We start from the raw sequence: 12,987 nt of genomic DNA, 5'->3' as shown, positions 1-12,987 counted from the left end.
GTTGGAAGCGGATACCGACAATGGGGGCTATGCACGCCGATCGGCACTAGACGGTGTCGCGGCTCTTTGCGGCTTTCAACATTCCATCCTATAACCGCATCAACGCAACTGGAGATGCGCCCTTGTTTGGAATTCTGCTTACGACCGCGATGGCCGTGGCAACTGCCGGTCAGTCCAGCCCGACGCTCGAAACTTGGGCGGCGCAGGACGCTCAGTCTCGCCGGCTTGCATTGGTCGGCGCTGTCGAAGGCGTTCTCCTTGCTACATCGGCGGTAAATGGTCTGTCCGTTCCAGTGAACACCGACTGCTTCAACACCCAGACGCCCGAGTTTCTCGAGAGTGCGCTGCTCGCAAAGGCGCGCGCATTCCCGGCTCAGAGTCTGGCGCAAGGGCTCATCACGATCGATCAGTGCGCCCGCCGGGGAGCCGGGGAGTGATTGCTTTCGCCCTCCTGCTCATTGCCTCCCAGGCCGGGCCGACCGTCCTCGCGGAGCAGCAGCCAGACCAAACCATACTGGTGAACAAACTCCCCAAGGGGAGTGATTGGCGAGATCAGGGGGCCGTCGCCCGCCGGCTTCATGCAGAAGCGAGCGTTCAGGCTCTCAAGCTCAATCCATACTTCAGCGGATGCTCGCAGCTGACGCCTGAAGCATTCGAGAAGGCGTTTGCCGAAGAGGTCGACAAGTCGCCTGCATCCCCGACCATGACCGCCGCGGCCCTCGCAGCCTACGCGGTCTGCCCCACGGGCGGACAATAAGAGCCGTCGAAACGGAGCTAGCTGTGGCCTATCCCATCCCCATTACCGTTCAGGTAGACGTTAGCTGCAAAGAGCAGCGCTACGGGCACTTCGAGATTATTCCATACGGCTCCGGCCGGGGTGGAAGCTTTGGGATCGTCTTCTGGCGTCTCTACCGCGATCATGAAATGATCGAATTCAACGACGTTTTGATCGTCGAGGTGATTCCTCCGAAGCTACGGTCGCGCATCCTTCTCGAGACTTTTGAAGCTGCTGAGGCGGATGAGCGAACGACGCTGCCCGTACAGATCGAGATCGACGGCGAGGAGTGGACTTTCCAGACGCGGGCGCGGGAACTTGAGTTCCAGGAAGTCCACTACGAGATTCAGATCGGCGGCGAATGGTATCGCATGAGCGAAACCTATCTGCGCGATTTCATCGAACATGAACAGCTGATCATCGCCGAACGCGAGGTGCAGCCCCAGGTTGAATGGAGCGGAGCCGGCGACGAATACTGACGGAGATGGGTATCATGCACGAGCGTTGGGTTAAGAACTCTTTCGGAGTGAAGGACGGGGCGGCTTGTTACCGAACGATCGGCGGCAAACGCTGGGCATGGTTCGCGGAAGACTCGGCTGTGTTCAAAGAGGCCGGCGGTATTCGGCATCGTACCGCACCCGGAGGAGTAGGGACGTTCGTCCATCCTGACGATACCGAACGGGCGTTCGCGGCTTGTGATGCATTCCACTCCCCCTCCAGCCCCGCAGCGTAAGTATCGGCCACGCGGAAATCCGGCCCCGGCTCGCTCGATGCCGGGTCGAACATGCTGCATAGCCTTACTCGCGGCGCATGATTCCGCAGGCGGTCGATGTAACCTTCGACCAACATCGGTTCGTCTAGGGCTGCTCGCCGTCTCGCCATCGTCTGGCACCCTCCCCTGAGAAAGGCGACGTGCCTACACGGATGGGGGGCAGTACCGACGCAAGCCCCACGACATCAGCAAGCCCCACGACATCAAGAACCGTGCGGTTCCGCGTCGCTTGAGGCGACACCACCCACAGACACAAACCAGGCCGCGCTGACGACATCAGCTTCGCTGGATCGCTCAAGCGAGTAGCTCAAGGAGGTTGCCATGGGATCGAAGATAGGACGCCTCGTAGAACTCTCCGAAATCGCAGAGGTGTCCGAGGAAGTGGCTCTGGAACTGGCCTCTGAACTCGCGCTGTCGGGGTTTTATGACGAGAGCAAGAGGATCTGTGAGCTGGACGCGTTTGCGGACTCGATCATCGGCCGACGCGCATTCCAGGAGGACGAGGTCGCCACGAACGACGACCTCGCCACTCTCGCGGAGGACGCAGGCTTTTAAAGTCCGCGATAGCTCAGTTCATACGCCTTGCCGTCGGAACCGCGCACCGACATCTTGCCTGCCGACGGGAAGCTGCCGGTCCAAGCGTCGAACCCCTTGATCGGCTCCTTCGCGCCCTTGCCCTTCGCCTGAACAAGCCCGTCCGGCGCCCAAGAGATGTCTCCCTGGACCTCGACATAGACGGCGTCGAGCTTCGCGTCCGGGCTCTTCCCGCGTACGTCCAGCGTGAACTTCTTGTCGTTTGAAATGTCGAGGACAAGCCACTGGTCCGCTGACGGCAGTATACCGGGCTGCGACTGCCAGCGCCCGGCGACCTTGCGCATGCGCATCACTTCCGCGTTCGCCCCCTTCTGCGCGTTCTCCGGCAACTTGCTCACGTCGTCGAGGGGCAGCCCCTTCTCCTTGGGGGCGTCAGGCGCCTTCTTTTGCTCAGCTCCGTCTCCACAGCCCGCAAGGACAGCGACCGGCAACAGTGCGAGAACCATCTTCTTGATCATGACTTCTCCTCCGTATGATGGAGTGGTTTTAGGATGACGGGGGTGAACTGCCAAATTCGTTCTTTGCCCCCTGTGTGGAATTGGCTCGCCATCCTATAACCCGCTTCATGAGAAAGAGGCTCATTAAAAATCCGCTCGCGCAGGATCTCGAGATGGTCGGCGAACGCGGCGGCACCCTCACGCTGAAGCGTGTCGACGGTCAGCAACCCGACGTAATCCGCCTCGACGCATTCTCAGCCGAGATCCTGTGCGCCTATCTGCTGAGCGTGCGCCAACGGATCAGCGGGAGAACCCCCCGCGAAAAGCTGGGGGACAATGCGCAAACGGTGATCGAGCATGTCCTTGAGCCTGCTCCCTCGGTGAAGGTGTCGCAGAGGGGTGCCAATATGGATATCGGCGCCGGCTTCTGGGACCACCTCTACTGCGAGTTGATGCTTGCCCTCCCCTATATGCGTCGAGAAGCGATGGCCCTCGTCCCTGGTATGAGGCATTAAGCTGATGGACGTCACCACAGCCACTCCGGACGAGCTCAAGCGCCTGTACGATCATATCGCTCTTCAGATGAACGACGATCGTTTCTTCACGACCAAGGAACTCGCACTCCTTCCGAAGATAATGTCCCCGGACGAGTGGCTGTACGGCTTTTCGTCTGGGTACATGAACAATTCGACGTGGCTCATCGTGCTCACCAGCAAGCGGGTGATCTTCCTCGACAAACATCTCCTGTGGGGCCACGACGAAACTTCCATCGGCCTCGGGAAGATCAACAGCGTACAAAAGAAAAGCGGAATCATGTTCGGCAACATCGTGTTGCACGACGGTAGCCGTGAGTACGCGATCAGGAACGTGTGGAAGAAATCGATCATTCCGTTCACGAACCGGCTCGATCAGGCGATCGAAGAGTTCGAACGTTCGGCCCGTTCCGGAGTCCCTATACCCCCGCCGGTTTACCCTTGGGATATCGCGCCCCAGCCGTCTGCGCCCGATCCTTGGGAGCCTGCGCCACCTTTCGAGCATAATCGCGAGCCGGGCCCGGCCGCCGAGGCGCCAACTCCCCCCGTAGCCGGCCCGTTGCGCGACTACCTCAACTCGCTGCCAGATGCGGCCCCGCCCCACCCGATCGGCGCCACGGATGCGCCTGCGGCGATGCCGTCTCACCTTGCTGATCAAGTGGAACCTGCCGCCGTTCGGGCGAGGCTCGACCGTCTGCGTAACGCCGGCGCTATAGGCGAGGCTGAATACGAGCGTCAGATACAGGCTCTGGTTCGATGAACCCAGGTGTCGTTGCGGCGATCGCAGCCCTCGCGCTGGTTGGCGGCGTGATCTGCTACTTCCTGTTCGGCATCATCTTCAAACTGCTCTGGGGTTGGTGGCCAGTGGTCGTCAGCTTCGCAGTTGGGGGCTGGGCGATCTGGAGCCTTGGTTTCGAATACATCTGGATGCTGTCCCTCCCGATCCTCGGATCAATCGTGGGTTCGTGGCTGTGGCAGCGCACTTCTTTGTTCCTCTCGATCGACGCTCACCTCGAGAGGATGTTTCTCATGGGCGAATGACCCTTCCTCGTGGGGGGCGCCCTCCCCAGAAAGGATCACCGCCATGGCTTACGTATACTGCATGCCAGCGACCATCACGGAATTCACTCATGCGCTCGACAACCGGGTCAGCGGTCGCCTCCAGGTCGAAGGACGGGAGATCGGCTTCTCGACGCGTAAGCACGTCGTCCTCGCAACCAACCGCCACTACAGCAAGTGCGGCTGGAAGCCGAAGCTCGGGAGCGTCGTGCTGATCGACGGAGATCTCGGGCGGGACGCCATCCTGGTCGACCACATCGAAGCCGATCTCATGGTTGATGAGCACGTCGAGGATCCCGTTCTCGACCAGATCTCGGCGACACTCGGCTCCATCTCGACCGCGACGAAGACGCTGCGCCACTGGAAGCCACAGCTTGCTGGCGCTCCAGTCCGCTTTCGCTGGTCCGGAGAAATCGGCAAGTGCGCCGGCCTCGACGTGGATCGGACCGGCATCTTGCACGCGATGTTAGACCCTTCCACCGGCCTCTGGTCGGCATGGTGCGTAGACGCGTCTACCGGTCGCATGGCTGCGCGTGGAATGCCCCTTGGTGCTCGACGACTGGTCGCGCGCACCTTCCTAGGCCCTGAAGAAAAGAAGCGTCCTGCACCGGCGAGAAGGCCGGTGCAGGCGCCCGTCCCCTTCAGCGATTGCCCCTTCTAGAAACCCAAAAAGGAGATACACGTGTCTTATACCCGCATTCCTCTTGCCTACGTTTCCTACCTTGCGAGCTTCAGCGAGGCTCGCGCCGGCATGCCGGAGGACAAGGTCAACATCATCGGCCTGGCCCAGTCGGGCGACACCATTCGCCAGAGCGCCTGGTCAGCCCAAGCAGACAATTCGGCCCACTGGATGGAGGTCGAAACCGGCCTCGTGAAGCTCTTCAACGATGGTCCGGTCGACACGATGGCCGTATTCTTCCCGGCCGGTAAAGGCGTCGCTGCCGGTTACCTCGTCGAAGGCGGCCAGCCGACGGTGTTCCTCCATTGGCATTACGCCGATGGTCCGTTCAGCCTCCACTCCCTGACCGGAGACGGCATCGGCAACCTGTCTCAGGCCGCGGGGCTCGAGACGCTCAAGGGGCTGGTGGACAAGATGGTCGGCGCCCCCAAGCAGCTTCCTGGCATCACGGCGCCCTTCCAGGAGACCAGCATTCGCTTCGAGGGCATACCGGCCAACGGCGTGAAGGCCGCAAACTCGTAAGCGAGGCCGGCCGCCGCTTCAGGTAGGAGCGGCGGCCAGGCACTTCTTCTGAGAAATCGAAAGTCGGGGGCCTAAGGCGAAGGCCAGCGTCCACTTGACCGGAATTCGAAAAGCGACGTCAGTCGGCTGCCAGCCGGTCGGTGATCCCGGTGAAGAAGCGCAAAAGGAAGGCGGCCGAAGCCGCCTTCTGTCCCATACGTCAGACGGCTGGGCGCGCTGGTTGATGCCCTTAGGCCGCGGCGACCGGCTGTGCCGCCTCCGTCACATTCCCGCCGAAGACGTAGACGAGCGTCAGCACGTTAAAGAGATCCAGCTGCCGCATCCCCACGCCTGCAGCGAGCTCGAACCACTGCTTGGCAGTGATGAAGCGGACGTCGCGCAGATCTTCTTGCGGGATCGCCTTCAGGAGATCGGCTGCCGAGCCGAGCCACACATCATCAATCTTGTTCTCGATCGAATCCAGCAAACGCACCTGGCTCTTGGCGATCTTCGTGCGAAGCTGCTGACGACCTTCGGGCGAGGCGAACGCGCGGATCATTTGCTCTATCGCGTACGCCGGAACTCGGACGGGTAGACGCGAGAGCCGGTCGATGAGAAGGCCGGCATCTTGCTCGATTTTCCTGGCTTCAGCCTCAGCGCGTCGCAGCTCCTTCTTGAGGGACTTCTCCGCCATAATTTCGGACAGCTTCTTCACCGTGTACTCCTTTGCAGACTCCATCGGTTTTAGGATGGGAACCGTATTCCGCCAAGGTGGCCGCCCGGCGAGCAAAAAGATCGGAAAAAGCAGCGTCAGCCAAAGACACGGCGCGGCTCCCAACAAATCGGTACAAACAATCGAGGGAATGTGCGGATGACTAAAAGCAGCGGACGCGGAACGTGCGTCGACCTTTTCGCTGGGTGGGGCGGCCTGTCGCTGGGGATCGAACAGGCGGGCTTCGACATTGACCTGGCAGTAGACGTTCTCCCTGAGAACGTCGAAACCCACGGCTCGATGTTCTCCTATGGACAGCACCGAGCCATGGATCTCAACGAAGACCGCTCCAGGGAGATGCGGGCGATCCTTGGCAATAATACCGAGATCGACGCTCTGGCATTCTCGACGCTCCCCGATGTCGTCGTAGGCGGGCCGCCGTGCCAGGGGATCAGCAGTATGGGCCGCCGCGACCCGGCCGATCCTCGTAACAAGCTGATGGATAGCTTCGCACAGCATCTTGTTCGCCTCGGGGCTCGCTATGGGGTTATGGAGCAGGTTCCAACGCTAATGGAGAGCCGGAACGCTGAGCATCTCGATCATCTGCGCGAGACTTTGCATGCAGGTGGTTACGGGGTGGTGGAGCCCAAGGTCCTCCGGGCGATCGACTTCGGGGTGCCCCAGCGGCGGGAACGCGTGTTCCTCCTGATTTACCGGCTCGACCAGACGCCGCCGGAATATCCCACGCCGACGCACGGCCCAGGGGGAGACATGTGGTCGAAGCCGACACCCACGGTCGGAGACGCCTTGTCAGGTCTGCCAGACGCAGATCGGTATGACGAGCTCTGGACCCGGGACTGGGTCCGCGCCGACCACCCCGCTCCGGAAAGCTGGTACGGTCGCGTGATGCGGGGCCTGGAGAACGATCCAGAAGATCTCGGCTACCGGCGAGCCTGGCGCCCGGACCTTCTGACCTGTTCCCAGCGGACGCAGCACGAACCTGCTTCGATCGAGCGTTTTCTCGCGACGCCACCGGGAGGATCCGAGAAGATCAGCCGGCGCCATCGTCTCGATCCCGCAGGTCAATCTTTGACCCTGCGGGCCGGCACTGGAGCAGAAAAGGGGTCCTTCACCGCCGTGGTTCCGATCCATCCAAAGGGCTCGCGCGTCATCACCGTGCGTGAAGCTGCCAGGCTGCACAGCATCCCGGACTGGGTGATCCTCAATCCTTCGAAGATCCTGGCTTACCGTCAGATCGGAAACTCCGTCGCACCGCTTCTCGCGCGCGCGGTGGGCAAAGCCGTAGCACGAGCTGCAGGGATTGCTCCCGCAGCACCCTCGGATGTCGTTCAGTACGGTACCTCAACAGCAACTCGCCTCGCCGCCTGACAAACAGAAGAAGGAAAGAACATGGCCTCTACCATCGAAACAGCCCGCGCCCTTATCAGCAGCCTGAACTCCTGGACGGTCGAATCCATCGATCCGGTTCCGACGATGCTTGAGCTCTGGCAGGTCACCCTAGGCAGCACCCCGCGGATCGTCGGCGATCTGTTGCCGGGTTTTCAGGCCGGCGAAGCTGAGGGCACGGTGTTCCCGCTGGAGCCGCGTGAAGGCGCTGCTGAGTTTGACGAAACGGTCTTGCTTCGCCGCGCGCCGACGGATGTCCCGGGTTCGGAATGCCCAGGCATCGTCATGTGGGGCGTACTGACAACAGCATACGAGAGTCGCGATGGCGGCACGTTCGAGGGCGTGATCGCCTTCTACGAAGACGAAGCCGCGGGCGACGCAATCATGTCAGTCGCCGGCACGAAAACAAGCAGGATCATTGTAGAACGTTCGCTTCGTGAGATCGAGACCAGCATCGATATGCTCGCTGGCAACGGGGCGCATGTCGTCCCCCATGCAGACCGGATCCTTTCCCAGATGGCCCGCCTGAATGCGATCCTTCAGAGCGGGCTCAAGGAACGAGAAGCGGCTGAATGATCGTCGCGAACGGCCGGGGCGGAGGTTTTCAGCATGCCCTGGGGAGACCGCCGGGGTTGGAACGAGGACGAGAAAGACATGCAGTTTGAGCTACTGCCTACGCGAAAGGCCACTAACCCGACGCGTGAGGTCGAGTTTGACGAGACGCTCGGACAATGGATGACCCCCTCATGGGCGGCCGAAGCTATTTGCGAGAAGGCTCTTCCGAATCTAACCGCCGACGACGTCGTCATCGAACCAAGCTGCGGTGTCGGCCGGTTCCTCCAGGCTCTGCCCTCCAACATCAACGTCATTGGAGTAGAGATCGACCCTCGCTTGGCAGCGATCGCGCGCGAAGAAACCGGGCGCCAGGTCGTGACAGGCGACTTTCGGACGGTTGACCTGCCGACCGCCTACGCAACGCACATCATCGGCAACCCTCCTTTCCAGCTGGACGTCTTCGAGGGAATGCTCAACCGATCCCACGATCTGCTCGTCGAAGAAGGGCAAGCGACGTGGATCCTGCCCTGCTACGCACTGCAGTCGAGCTCGCGCGTGACGCGATGGAATGCTCGCTGGAGCATTGCACAGACCATGCTTCCACGAACGCTCTTTCCGGGCATCCGGCTGCCACTCGCGCTTGTGACATTCGGCAAGACATATGAGCGGCGGCTGCACGGATTTCTCCTCTACCACGAGAGCCGGGAGATCGAGGAGATGCCCGACGTGTACGCAGCTGCACTTCGAGAAGGCCGCTCCGGGTGGAAGGCGGTCGTCGAAGCCGCGATCGAGCGCCTCGGGGGAGAAGCAACGGTCCAGGAAGTTTGCGCGGAGATAGCCCCACGCCGGCCGACGCAGACTCAGCACTGGCAGGAGCAGGTCCGCAAGCAGCTACGCAGCGGTTTCCGTAGAACCGCGCGCGCGAAATACGCTCTAGCGGCGTGAGCGCCCTGCCTCAGAGAATATTGGAGCGCCCCATGTCATCTAACAAAACAGACCGTCACGGGAATTCTCTCCATCCCGTCCCCACCACCTGCGGAGAGTGCGGAAGTTCCGCTGAGGCGGTCACCGGCGAGCAAATAGACGCCGGACGCCGAGACCTTGCCAACAAGCGCTTCTATCTCTGCCGAAAGTGCGGAGCTTACGTCGGCTGTCACGCTGGTACCTGGCAGCCTTATGGGACGCCGGCGCTCGAACACACCCGGATGATGCGACGCAAGGCACACGGGCACTTTGACCCGATCTGGCTGGCGATACAGGCATCCCAGAAACACCTCCCGCGGGATCACCCACGCCGGCAAGTTCACGCCCGTGTCCGCGGCTATGAGTGGCTCTCGAAACAACTCGGCATCCCGATCGAGCGATGCCACATCGGGATGATGACGGCAGACGAGGCCCGGCAAGTCGTCGACCTATGCGGACCCCACCTCGAGAAGATGAACGTTCGCCCGACACGTCAGAAATGAGGGCGGCCTAAGCCGCCCCGAGCGCTCACCCCGTCCGCAGAGCGTCCTTGATATGCAGCTTCTGCTTCTTGAGGGCGGCGATCGCCGAAGCATCCGGAAGTGGCCGTCCTTGCTCCTCCTTGATGCGGCTGTCGATCATGGAATGACGGGCCTGGAGAGATGCGGGAGAACCTGGCTGAGGCATATCTGCTTCCTTTTCCGATTGTCCGGAGATCGAGAAGAGCATTGTTCAGGACCATTGTCGAGGTCCTGTTTCCCTGAATGACCTCCTGTGTACTTCCTGGACGACGGTTGCGCCATGCGCTGCAATCGCAGGACCAGAGGACGTCGCCCGTCAACGCGAAGCTACGTGTTTCACCTTGAAACGGGTCTACGCGCTGCAACCCCTAGGGATGAGGAATCACGAATGAACGCGGGTGAAAACCAGCAGACCAACCGGTATCGCGCCTTCCACGAACGGCTGGCCTCCGAGGACCGACACCCTGCCCTTGCAGCCGAAGAAGCGATCCGAAATGCTATGGATGCAGCTCGAAATAACGATGCAGGCAGTGTCCATCTCGAGGTGGAATATGCGAAGCATGCGCTAATCACACGGCGGTGCGGAATGGATCAGCAAGATCATGACATCATCGCGATGCTACGTGCACCTGGCATCTCCCTGTGCTCAGGATTGAGCAACGTCAGCGAACTGGCGTTGTCGGGGCAACTACGTGGCGTGATCCCGATCCTTGCCGAGGCAGCATTACGAGCGCGAGCGCTGGCGCAGTAATCCATCAGTCCGGACTCGGTACCGCCTGCGAAGCTCCGCGCTAACGGATAATGCAACCTTGAAGTGGAGCCTCGAGCCGGTTTCGAACCGGCGACCTCGGGTTTTGCAGACCCGCGCAACTACCAACTGTGCTACCGAGGCTCATGATATGCCAACAGTCCGCATCAGATTGGCGGAAAGTCGACTAGCGAAAGTTCCTGGTGGCGCGGGAGAGATTTGAACTCCCGACGCGTACGGCTTCAACGTACCGCTCTACCGCTGAGCTACCGCCCCTTGGGGTGTCCTGGTGCTCGGAAGAGGAGTTGAACCTCTGACCTATCGCTTATCAGGCGATCGCTCTACCACTGAGCTACCCGAGCTTCCGGACCAGGGATCACAAGATCCCGAACGCCGCCGCTCCGGAAGGGTAGCGACGACGTCAGCTGATAAATCGACAGATCGAAGAGGTGAGGCGAATAGTCATAGCGGCCGTGTACCGATCGCCATTTGATGAGACAAGCACAAAGTTATCGGGACTTGAAGGGGATGTATGACGATAGAAGTCTTGCGCCTTCCTCATATGCCGGAAGCCTTTCATCCGAGTGACGCGCTCGCATCGGACCTGAAAGCGTTTTATCAAAGGCGGCCTGACATACGGTACGATGTAACCCTCCTCTTGGAGATCCGCCGCCCGCGTGCGGCAAGCATCGTCTTCATCCGTACGTTGCACAAGCGACGGGGACATGCGGGCATAGTGATGGATGAGATCGTGCGATCAGCAGATCTGCACGACATCACGCTTGATCTTGACGCACGTGCGGTCCGCGAAGACGGCCCACGTGTCCCAGGACTGTCGCAAGAAGCGCTGGTCGCGTTCTATCGGCGAAGAGGCTTTATCACGACCGGATCGCCTGTAGGGTCAGCAGCCATGTGGCGGCTCGCACCATCATTAAGGAGGACAGATGTCCGAAGTCGATCAAGTACAGTCCGATGGACGGACAGTCTGGGTTCATGACGCTGAAGATGGCAGTTGCATCGGCAGATTCGGCTGGCAGGGCATCGACATCCATCGCCCTTTATCCGAGCAATCCGAAAAGGGGCAGTGCCTCTTTTGCACGCACGGTCCGACTGGGCTCGCCGAGTGGCAGGACTTCGTCTCAGCGATGGATACCATCTACGGCGTGACCGTCTCCGAACATCATCGTCCCAAGCACATCGAGACGGTAGAGGAAGAATAACATGCACCGTATTCAGGTCCACGTTGTTGAGGGGATTCATCCCACCGTGCCGGGACGTCGCTTGTCCGTGCACTTCACGAAGGCTGCCGCTGATCAAGCAGCGTCCGATATGGTCGCGCTGATAGCTGCCGATGTAGCCGGGGCCCGCGCAGTACCGCGGGATCCAACGCGGTGGCGTCAGTTCCTTTCCGATCTCCAATGCCTGATCGCCGCCTCGGCAGGAGCCGAGCTCACCGGCAACGAAAGCGAAGACGATCTTGCCGAGCTTGCTGGCTTCTACGTGGCGATCGTAGACATCGAAACTCCTGCGCCGCGGGCGGTTGTTAGCCTACAAGACGGCCTAGTTGCCGGTGCTGTCAGCGACATCGAATTGGAAATGTTCGTGGTTGATCACGACACGGACGGCGTCGAGCCCGAGAGACTGCTCACCGTCCCACGGGACGGTGATGAGACGAGTCTTGCAACCGTCCGCCGCGAGAGTGTGCATGTTGATCCGGATGTGATCGATCAGCTGGCGGCAGCCCACGCGGACCATGAACTGCATATGCAAAACTCGAAGAAAGTTGAAGAAACCATGGATCGCTATGAGAACGACGGGATCATTGTAGATCAGATAATTTACTGGTGGGATCAGCCCGTCGTTTATCTGGGAAGAGCCGCGACGGGTGACGATCGGCCCTGCCTTGTCGTTCTCATATCCGGTACGGGCTCGCGCCAGGTCTTTCACCGGCTGACATTCGAGAACGAGCTGGGTCTTCGTCGAACGCTCGCGAGCGGTGTCGCGCCGACGGCAGCGACATACGACATGGCCGTGTGTCTTGCTCGCCTGGAAACCGTCACAGGCGAGGAGCATTGGCAGGATGTCACGCTGGCCGAGTTGCTCCTTATAGATGGTCCGCCGACGTCTCTCCCCCCTGGGCGGAGCAGCGGTCACATAGACATCGCGCAATGGAGCGACGATCACTGGGCCTTGCTGCTTTACCTCTATGGCCGTTCTCGCAACCCGGGCGGCGGCGGGCTCCCGACCATCGAATGGCAGCGCCTTCGGATCAATCCGCAACACCATATCGTCCACGCGGCTGCGGCGGTGAAATGCGGCTCATCGTTCCCCACCTGGTCAGAGTGCAATGGCACGCGGCTAGCCGGTTACGAGGAACTGGCGCCGGACGAGGACCCCGAAAAAGCTCGCGATCCTGAACTCCAGCGTCGCTATCACGACGATGTCGACTGCCTGGAGGAAATGGAGGACGAGGATCTCCTTCACATCGTTTCCACAGTCCGGGGCGAATTCTCGCTGACCACTGCTGGTATCTCTCTCTGCCAGCAACTCGACGATCATGTGGCGCGTCACGGCGCCGTGCGCGGCTTCCAAGCACTCCACCTGCCAGAGAGGTAAATGGACCAGCGATCTGGGCAGCCGGATGGCCTTATCCGCAAAGGTGAGAAAGGTCCTCACTGCCCTTAGGGTATCCCAGATCGCACACTAGGGAAGAGAGAGGGGGCGGCCCGGC

Annotated in this window: 19 protein-coding genes and 3 tRNA genes; 16 read left to right on the top strand and 6 right to left on the bottom strand. The window is 60.8% G+C overall.

Annotated features, from left to right (window positions below; translation table 11 throughout):
* Positions 1-53 precede the first annotated feature (53 nt).
* From QP045_RS00640 to QP045_RS00625, 4 genes are all read left to right on the top strand, one after another.
* Positions 54-437, top strand: a complete 384-nt coding sequence (locus tag QP045_RS00640; RefSeq protein WP_422513017.1) for a hypothetical protein — start codon at positions 54-56, stop codon at positions 435-437.
* The gene (locus QP045_RS00635; RefSeq protein ID WP_422513016.1) at positions 434-757 is read left to right on the top strand and encodes a hypothetical protein; all 324 of its coding nucleotides are present in this window, start codon (positions 434-436) and stop codon (positions 755-757) included. The genes QP045_RS00640 and QP045_RS00635 overlap by 4 nt, the downstream gene beginning before the upstream one ends.
* Before the next feature lie 23 nt (positions 758-780).
* Entirely contained in the window at positions 781-1,254 is a 474-nt protein-coding gene (locus tag QP045_RS00630; protein ID WP_422513015.1) for a hypothetical protein, read from the top strand.
* A gap of 614 nt (positions 1,255-1,868) precedes the next feature.
* Entirely contained in the window at positions 1,869-2,102 is a 234-nt protein-coding gene (locus QP045_RS00625; protein ID WP_422513014.1) for a hypothetical protein, read from the top strand.
* Here QP045_RS00625 and QP045_RS00620 read toward each other — a convergent pair.
* Complete coding sequence (locus QP045_RS00620) at positions 2,099-2,599, bottom strand: hypothetical protein (protein WP_422513013.1); 501 nt, start codon at positions 2,597-2,599, stop codon at positions 2,099-2,101. The two genes, QP045_RS00625 and QP045_RS00620, sit on opposite strands and share 4 nt — an antisense overlap.
* Before the next feature lie 107 nt (positions 2,600-2,706).
* On the opposite strand from QP045_RS00620, the gene QP045_RS00615 reads away from it, so the two are divergent.
* Genes QP045_RS00615 through QP045_RS00595 form a run of 5 tightly spaced genes read left to right on the top strand, consistent with a single transcriptional unit; the run spans position 2,707 to position 5,371 of the window.
* Complete coding sequence (locus QP045_RS00615; protein WP_422513012.1) at positions 2,707-3,093, top strand: hypothetical protein; 387 nt, start codon at positions 2,707-2,709, stop codon at positions 3,091-3,093.
* 4 nt (positions 3,094-3,097) lie between these two features.
* Entirely contained in the window at positions 3,098-3,871 is a 774-nt protein-coding gene (locus QP045_RS00610; RefSeq protein ID WP_422513011.1) for a PH domain-containing protein, read from the top strand.
* Positions 3,868-4,152, top strand: a complete 285-nt coding sequence (locus QP045_RS00605) for a hypothetical protein (RefSeq protein WP_422513010.1) — start codon at positions 3,868-3,870, stop codon at positions 4,150-4,152. The genes QP045_RS00610 and QP045_RS00605 overlap by 4 nt, the downstream gene beginning before the upstream one ends.
* Before the next feature lie 43 nt (positions 4,153-4,195).
* The gene (locus QP045_RS00600; protein ID WP_422513009.1) at positions 4,196-4,831 is read left to right on the top strand and encodes a hypothetical protein; all 636 of its coding nucleotides are present in this window, start codon (positions 4,196-4,198) and stop codon (positions 4,829-4,831) included.
* Positions 4,832-4,852: 21 nt separating this feature from the next.
* On the top strand, positions 4,853-5,371 hold the full coding sequence (locus QP045_RS00595) for a hypothetical protein (RefSeq protein ID WP_422513008.1): 519 nt from the start codon (positions 4,853-4,855) through the stop codon (positions 5,369-5,371).
* Between the two features lie 229 nt (positions 5,372-5,600).
* Here the strand turns inward: QP045_RS00595 and QP045_RS00590 are convergent, their stop codons facing one another.
* The gene (locus QP045_RS00590; protein WP_422513525.1) at positions 5,601-6,356 is read right to left on the bottom strand and encodes a hypothetical protein; all 756 of its coding nucleotides are present in this window, start codon (positions 6,354-6,356) and stop codon (positions 5,601-5,603) included.
* Between QP045_RS00590 and QP045_RS00585 the strand changes: the two genes are divergently transcribed.
* The 4 genes from QP045_RS00585 to QP045_RS00570 are packed head-to-tail and all read left to right on the top strand — an operon-like array spanning position 6,279 to position 9,490.
* Complete coding sequence (locus QP045_RS00585) at positions 6,279-7,451, top strand: DNA cytosine methyltransferase (RefSeq protein WP_422513514.1); 1,173 nt, start codon at positions 6,279-6,281, stop codon at positions 7,449-7,451. The genes QP045_RS00590 and QP045_RS00585 overlap by 78 nt on opposite strands.
* A gap of 21 nt (positions 7,452-7,472) precedes the next feature.
* On the top strand, positions 7,473-8,045 hold the full coding sequence (locus tag QP045_RS00580; RefSeq protein WP_422513007.1) for a hypothetical protein: 573 nt from the start codon (positions 7,473-7,475) through the stop codon (positions 8,043-8,045).
* A 33-nt stretch (positions 8,046-8,078) separates the two neighbouring features.
* The gene (locus tag QP045_RS00575) at positions 8,079-8,969 is read left to right on the top strand and encodes a hypothetical protein (RefSeq protein WP_422513006.1); all 891 of its coding nucleotides are present in this window, start codon (positions 8,079-8,081) and stop codon (positions 8,967-8,969) included.
* Positions 8,970-9,001: 32 nt separating this feature from the next.
* Positions 9,002-9,490 carry a zinc-finger-containing protein gene (locus QP045_RS00570; protein ID WP_422513005.1) on the top strand — a complete coding sequence of 163 codons (489 nt, stop codon included), beginning with the start codon at positions 9,002-9,004 and terminating at the stop codon, positions 9,488-9,490.
* Positions 9,491-9,515: 25 nt separating this feature from the next.
* Here QP045_RS00570 and QP045_RS00565 read toward each other — a convergent pair whose 3' ends face one another.
* Positions 9,516-9,716 (bottom strand): YdcH family protein, encoded by a 201-nt coding sequence (locus QP045_RS00565; protein WP_422513004.1) that lies wholly within the window; start codon positions 9,714-9,716, stop codon positions 9,516-9,518.
* A 180-nt stretch (positions 9,717-9,896) separates the two neighbouring features.
* Here QP045_RS00565 and QP045_RS00560 point away from each other — a divergent pair, with 180 nt between their 5' ends.
* Complete coding sequence (locus QP045_RS00560) at positions 9,897-10,259, top strand: hypothetical protein (RefSeq protein WP_422513003.1); 363 nt, start codon at positions 9,897-9,899, stop codon at positions 10,257-10,259.
* A gap of 64 nt (positions 10,260-10,323) precedes the next feature.
* Here QP045_RS00560 and QP045_RS00555 read toward each other — a convergent pair.
* The 3 genes from QP045_RS00555 to QP045_RS00545 form a co-directional block, all read right to left on the bottom strand.
* Positions 10,324-10,400: transfer RNA gene (locus QP045_RS00555), tRNA-Cys, on the bottom strand.
* A 57-nt stretch (positions 10,401-10,457) separates the two neighbouring features.
* Positions 10,458-10,532 (bottom strand) — tRNA-Phe (locus QP045_RS00550).
* A gap of 11 nt (positions 10,533-10,543) precedes the next feature.
* A tRNA-Ile gene (locus QP045_RS00545) sits at positions 10,544-10,618 on the bottom strand.
* Positions 10,619-11,200: 582 nt separating this feature from the next.
* Here QP045_RS00545 and QP045_RS00540 point away from each other — a divergent pair.
* Both QP045_RS00540 and QP045_RS00535 read left to right on the top strand, forming a co-directional pair.
* Positions 11,201-11,476, top strand: a complete 276-nt coding sequence (locus QP045_RS00540; protein ID WP_422513002.1) for a hypothetical protein — start codon at positions 11,201-11,203, stop codon at positions 11,474-11,476.
* A 1-nt stretch (position 11,477) separates the two neighbouring features.
* Positions 11,478-12,872 (top strand): hypothetical protein, encoded by a 1,395-nt coding sequence (locus QP045_RS00535; RefSeq protein WP_422513001.1) that lies wholly within the window; start codon positions 11,478-11,480, stop codon positions 12,870-12,872.
* The last annotated feature ends 115 nt before the right edge of the window (positions 12,873-12,987 follow it).

It is taken from the genome of Sphingomonas sp. 3-13AW, from assembly GCF_049311085.1.
Classification (GTDB): domain Bacteria; phylum Pseudomonadota; class Alphaproteobacteria; order Sphingomonadales; family Sphingomonadaceae; genus Sphingomonas.
The sequence above is the reverse complement of the archived record's forward strand: the minus strand, read 5'-3'. Positions and strand labels throughout refer to the sequence as shown.

Coding starts and splice junctions, on each gene's coding strand:
- QP045_RS00575 (WP_422513006.1), top strand. CDS start 8,079: ATGCCCTGGGGAGACCGCCGGGGTTGGAACGAGGACGAGAAAGACATG.
- QP045_RS00565 (WP_422513004.1), bottom strand. CDS start 9,716: ATGCTCTTCTCGATCTCCGGACAATCGGAAAAGGAAGCAGATATGCCT.
- QP045_RS00600 (WP_422513009.1), top strand. CDS start 4,196: ATGGCTTACGTATACTGCATGCCAGCGACCATCACGGAATTCACTCAT.
- QP045_RS00605 (WP_422513010.1), top strand. CDS start 3,868: ATGAACCCAGGTGTCGTTGCGGCGATCGCAGCCCTCGCGCTGGTTGGC.
- QP045_RS00610 (WP_422513011.1), top strand. CDS start 3,098: ATGGACGTCACCACAGCCACTCCGGACGAGCTCAAGCGCCTGTACGAT.
- QP045_RS00580 (WP_422513007.1), top strand. CDS start 7,473: ATGGCCTCTACCATCGAAACAGCCCGCGCCCTTATCAGCAGCCTGAAC.
- QP045_RS00615 (WP_422513012.1), top strand. CDS start 2,707: ATGAGAAAGAGGCTCATTAAAAATCCGCTCGCGCAGGATCTCGAGATG.
- QP045_RS00625 (WP_422513014.1), top strand. CDS start 1,869: ATGGGATCGAAGATAGGACGCCTCGTAGAACTCTCCGAAATCGCAGAG.
- QP045_RS00560 (WP_422513003.1), top strand. CDS start 9,897: ATGAACGCGGGTGAAAACCAGCAGACCAACCGGTATCGCGCCTTCCAC.
- QP045_RS00570 (WP_422513005.1), top strand. CDS start 9,002: ATGTCATCTAACAAAACAGACCGTCACGGGAATTCTCTCCATCCCGTC.
- QP045_RS00540 (WP_422513002.1), top strand. CDS start 11,201: ATGTCCGAAGTCGATCAAGTACAGTCCGATGGACGGACAGTCTGGGTT.
- QP045_RS00620 (WP_422513013.1), bottom strand. CDS start 2,599: ATGATCAAGAAGATGGTTCTCGCACTGTTGCCGGTCGCTGTCCTTGCG.
- QP045_RS00535 (WP_422513001.1), top strand. CDS start 11,478: ATGCACCGTATTCAGGTCCACGTTGTTGAGGGGATTCATCCCACCGTG.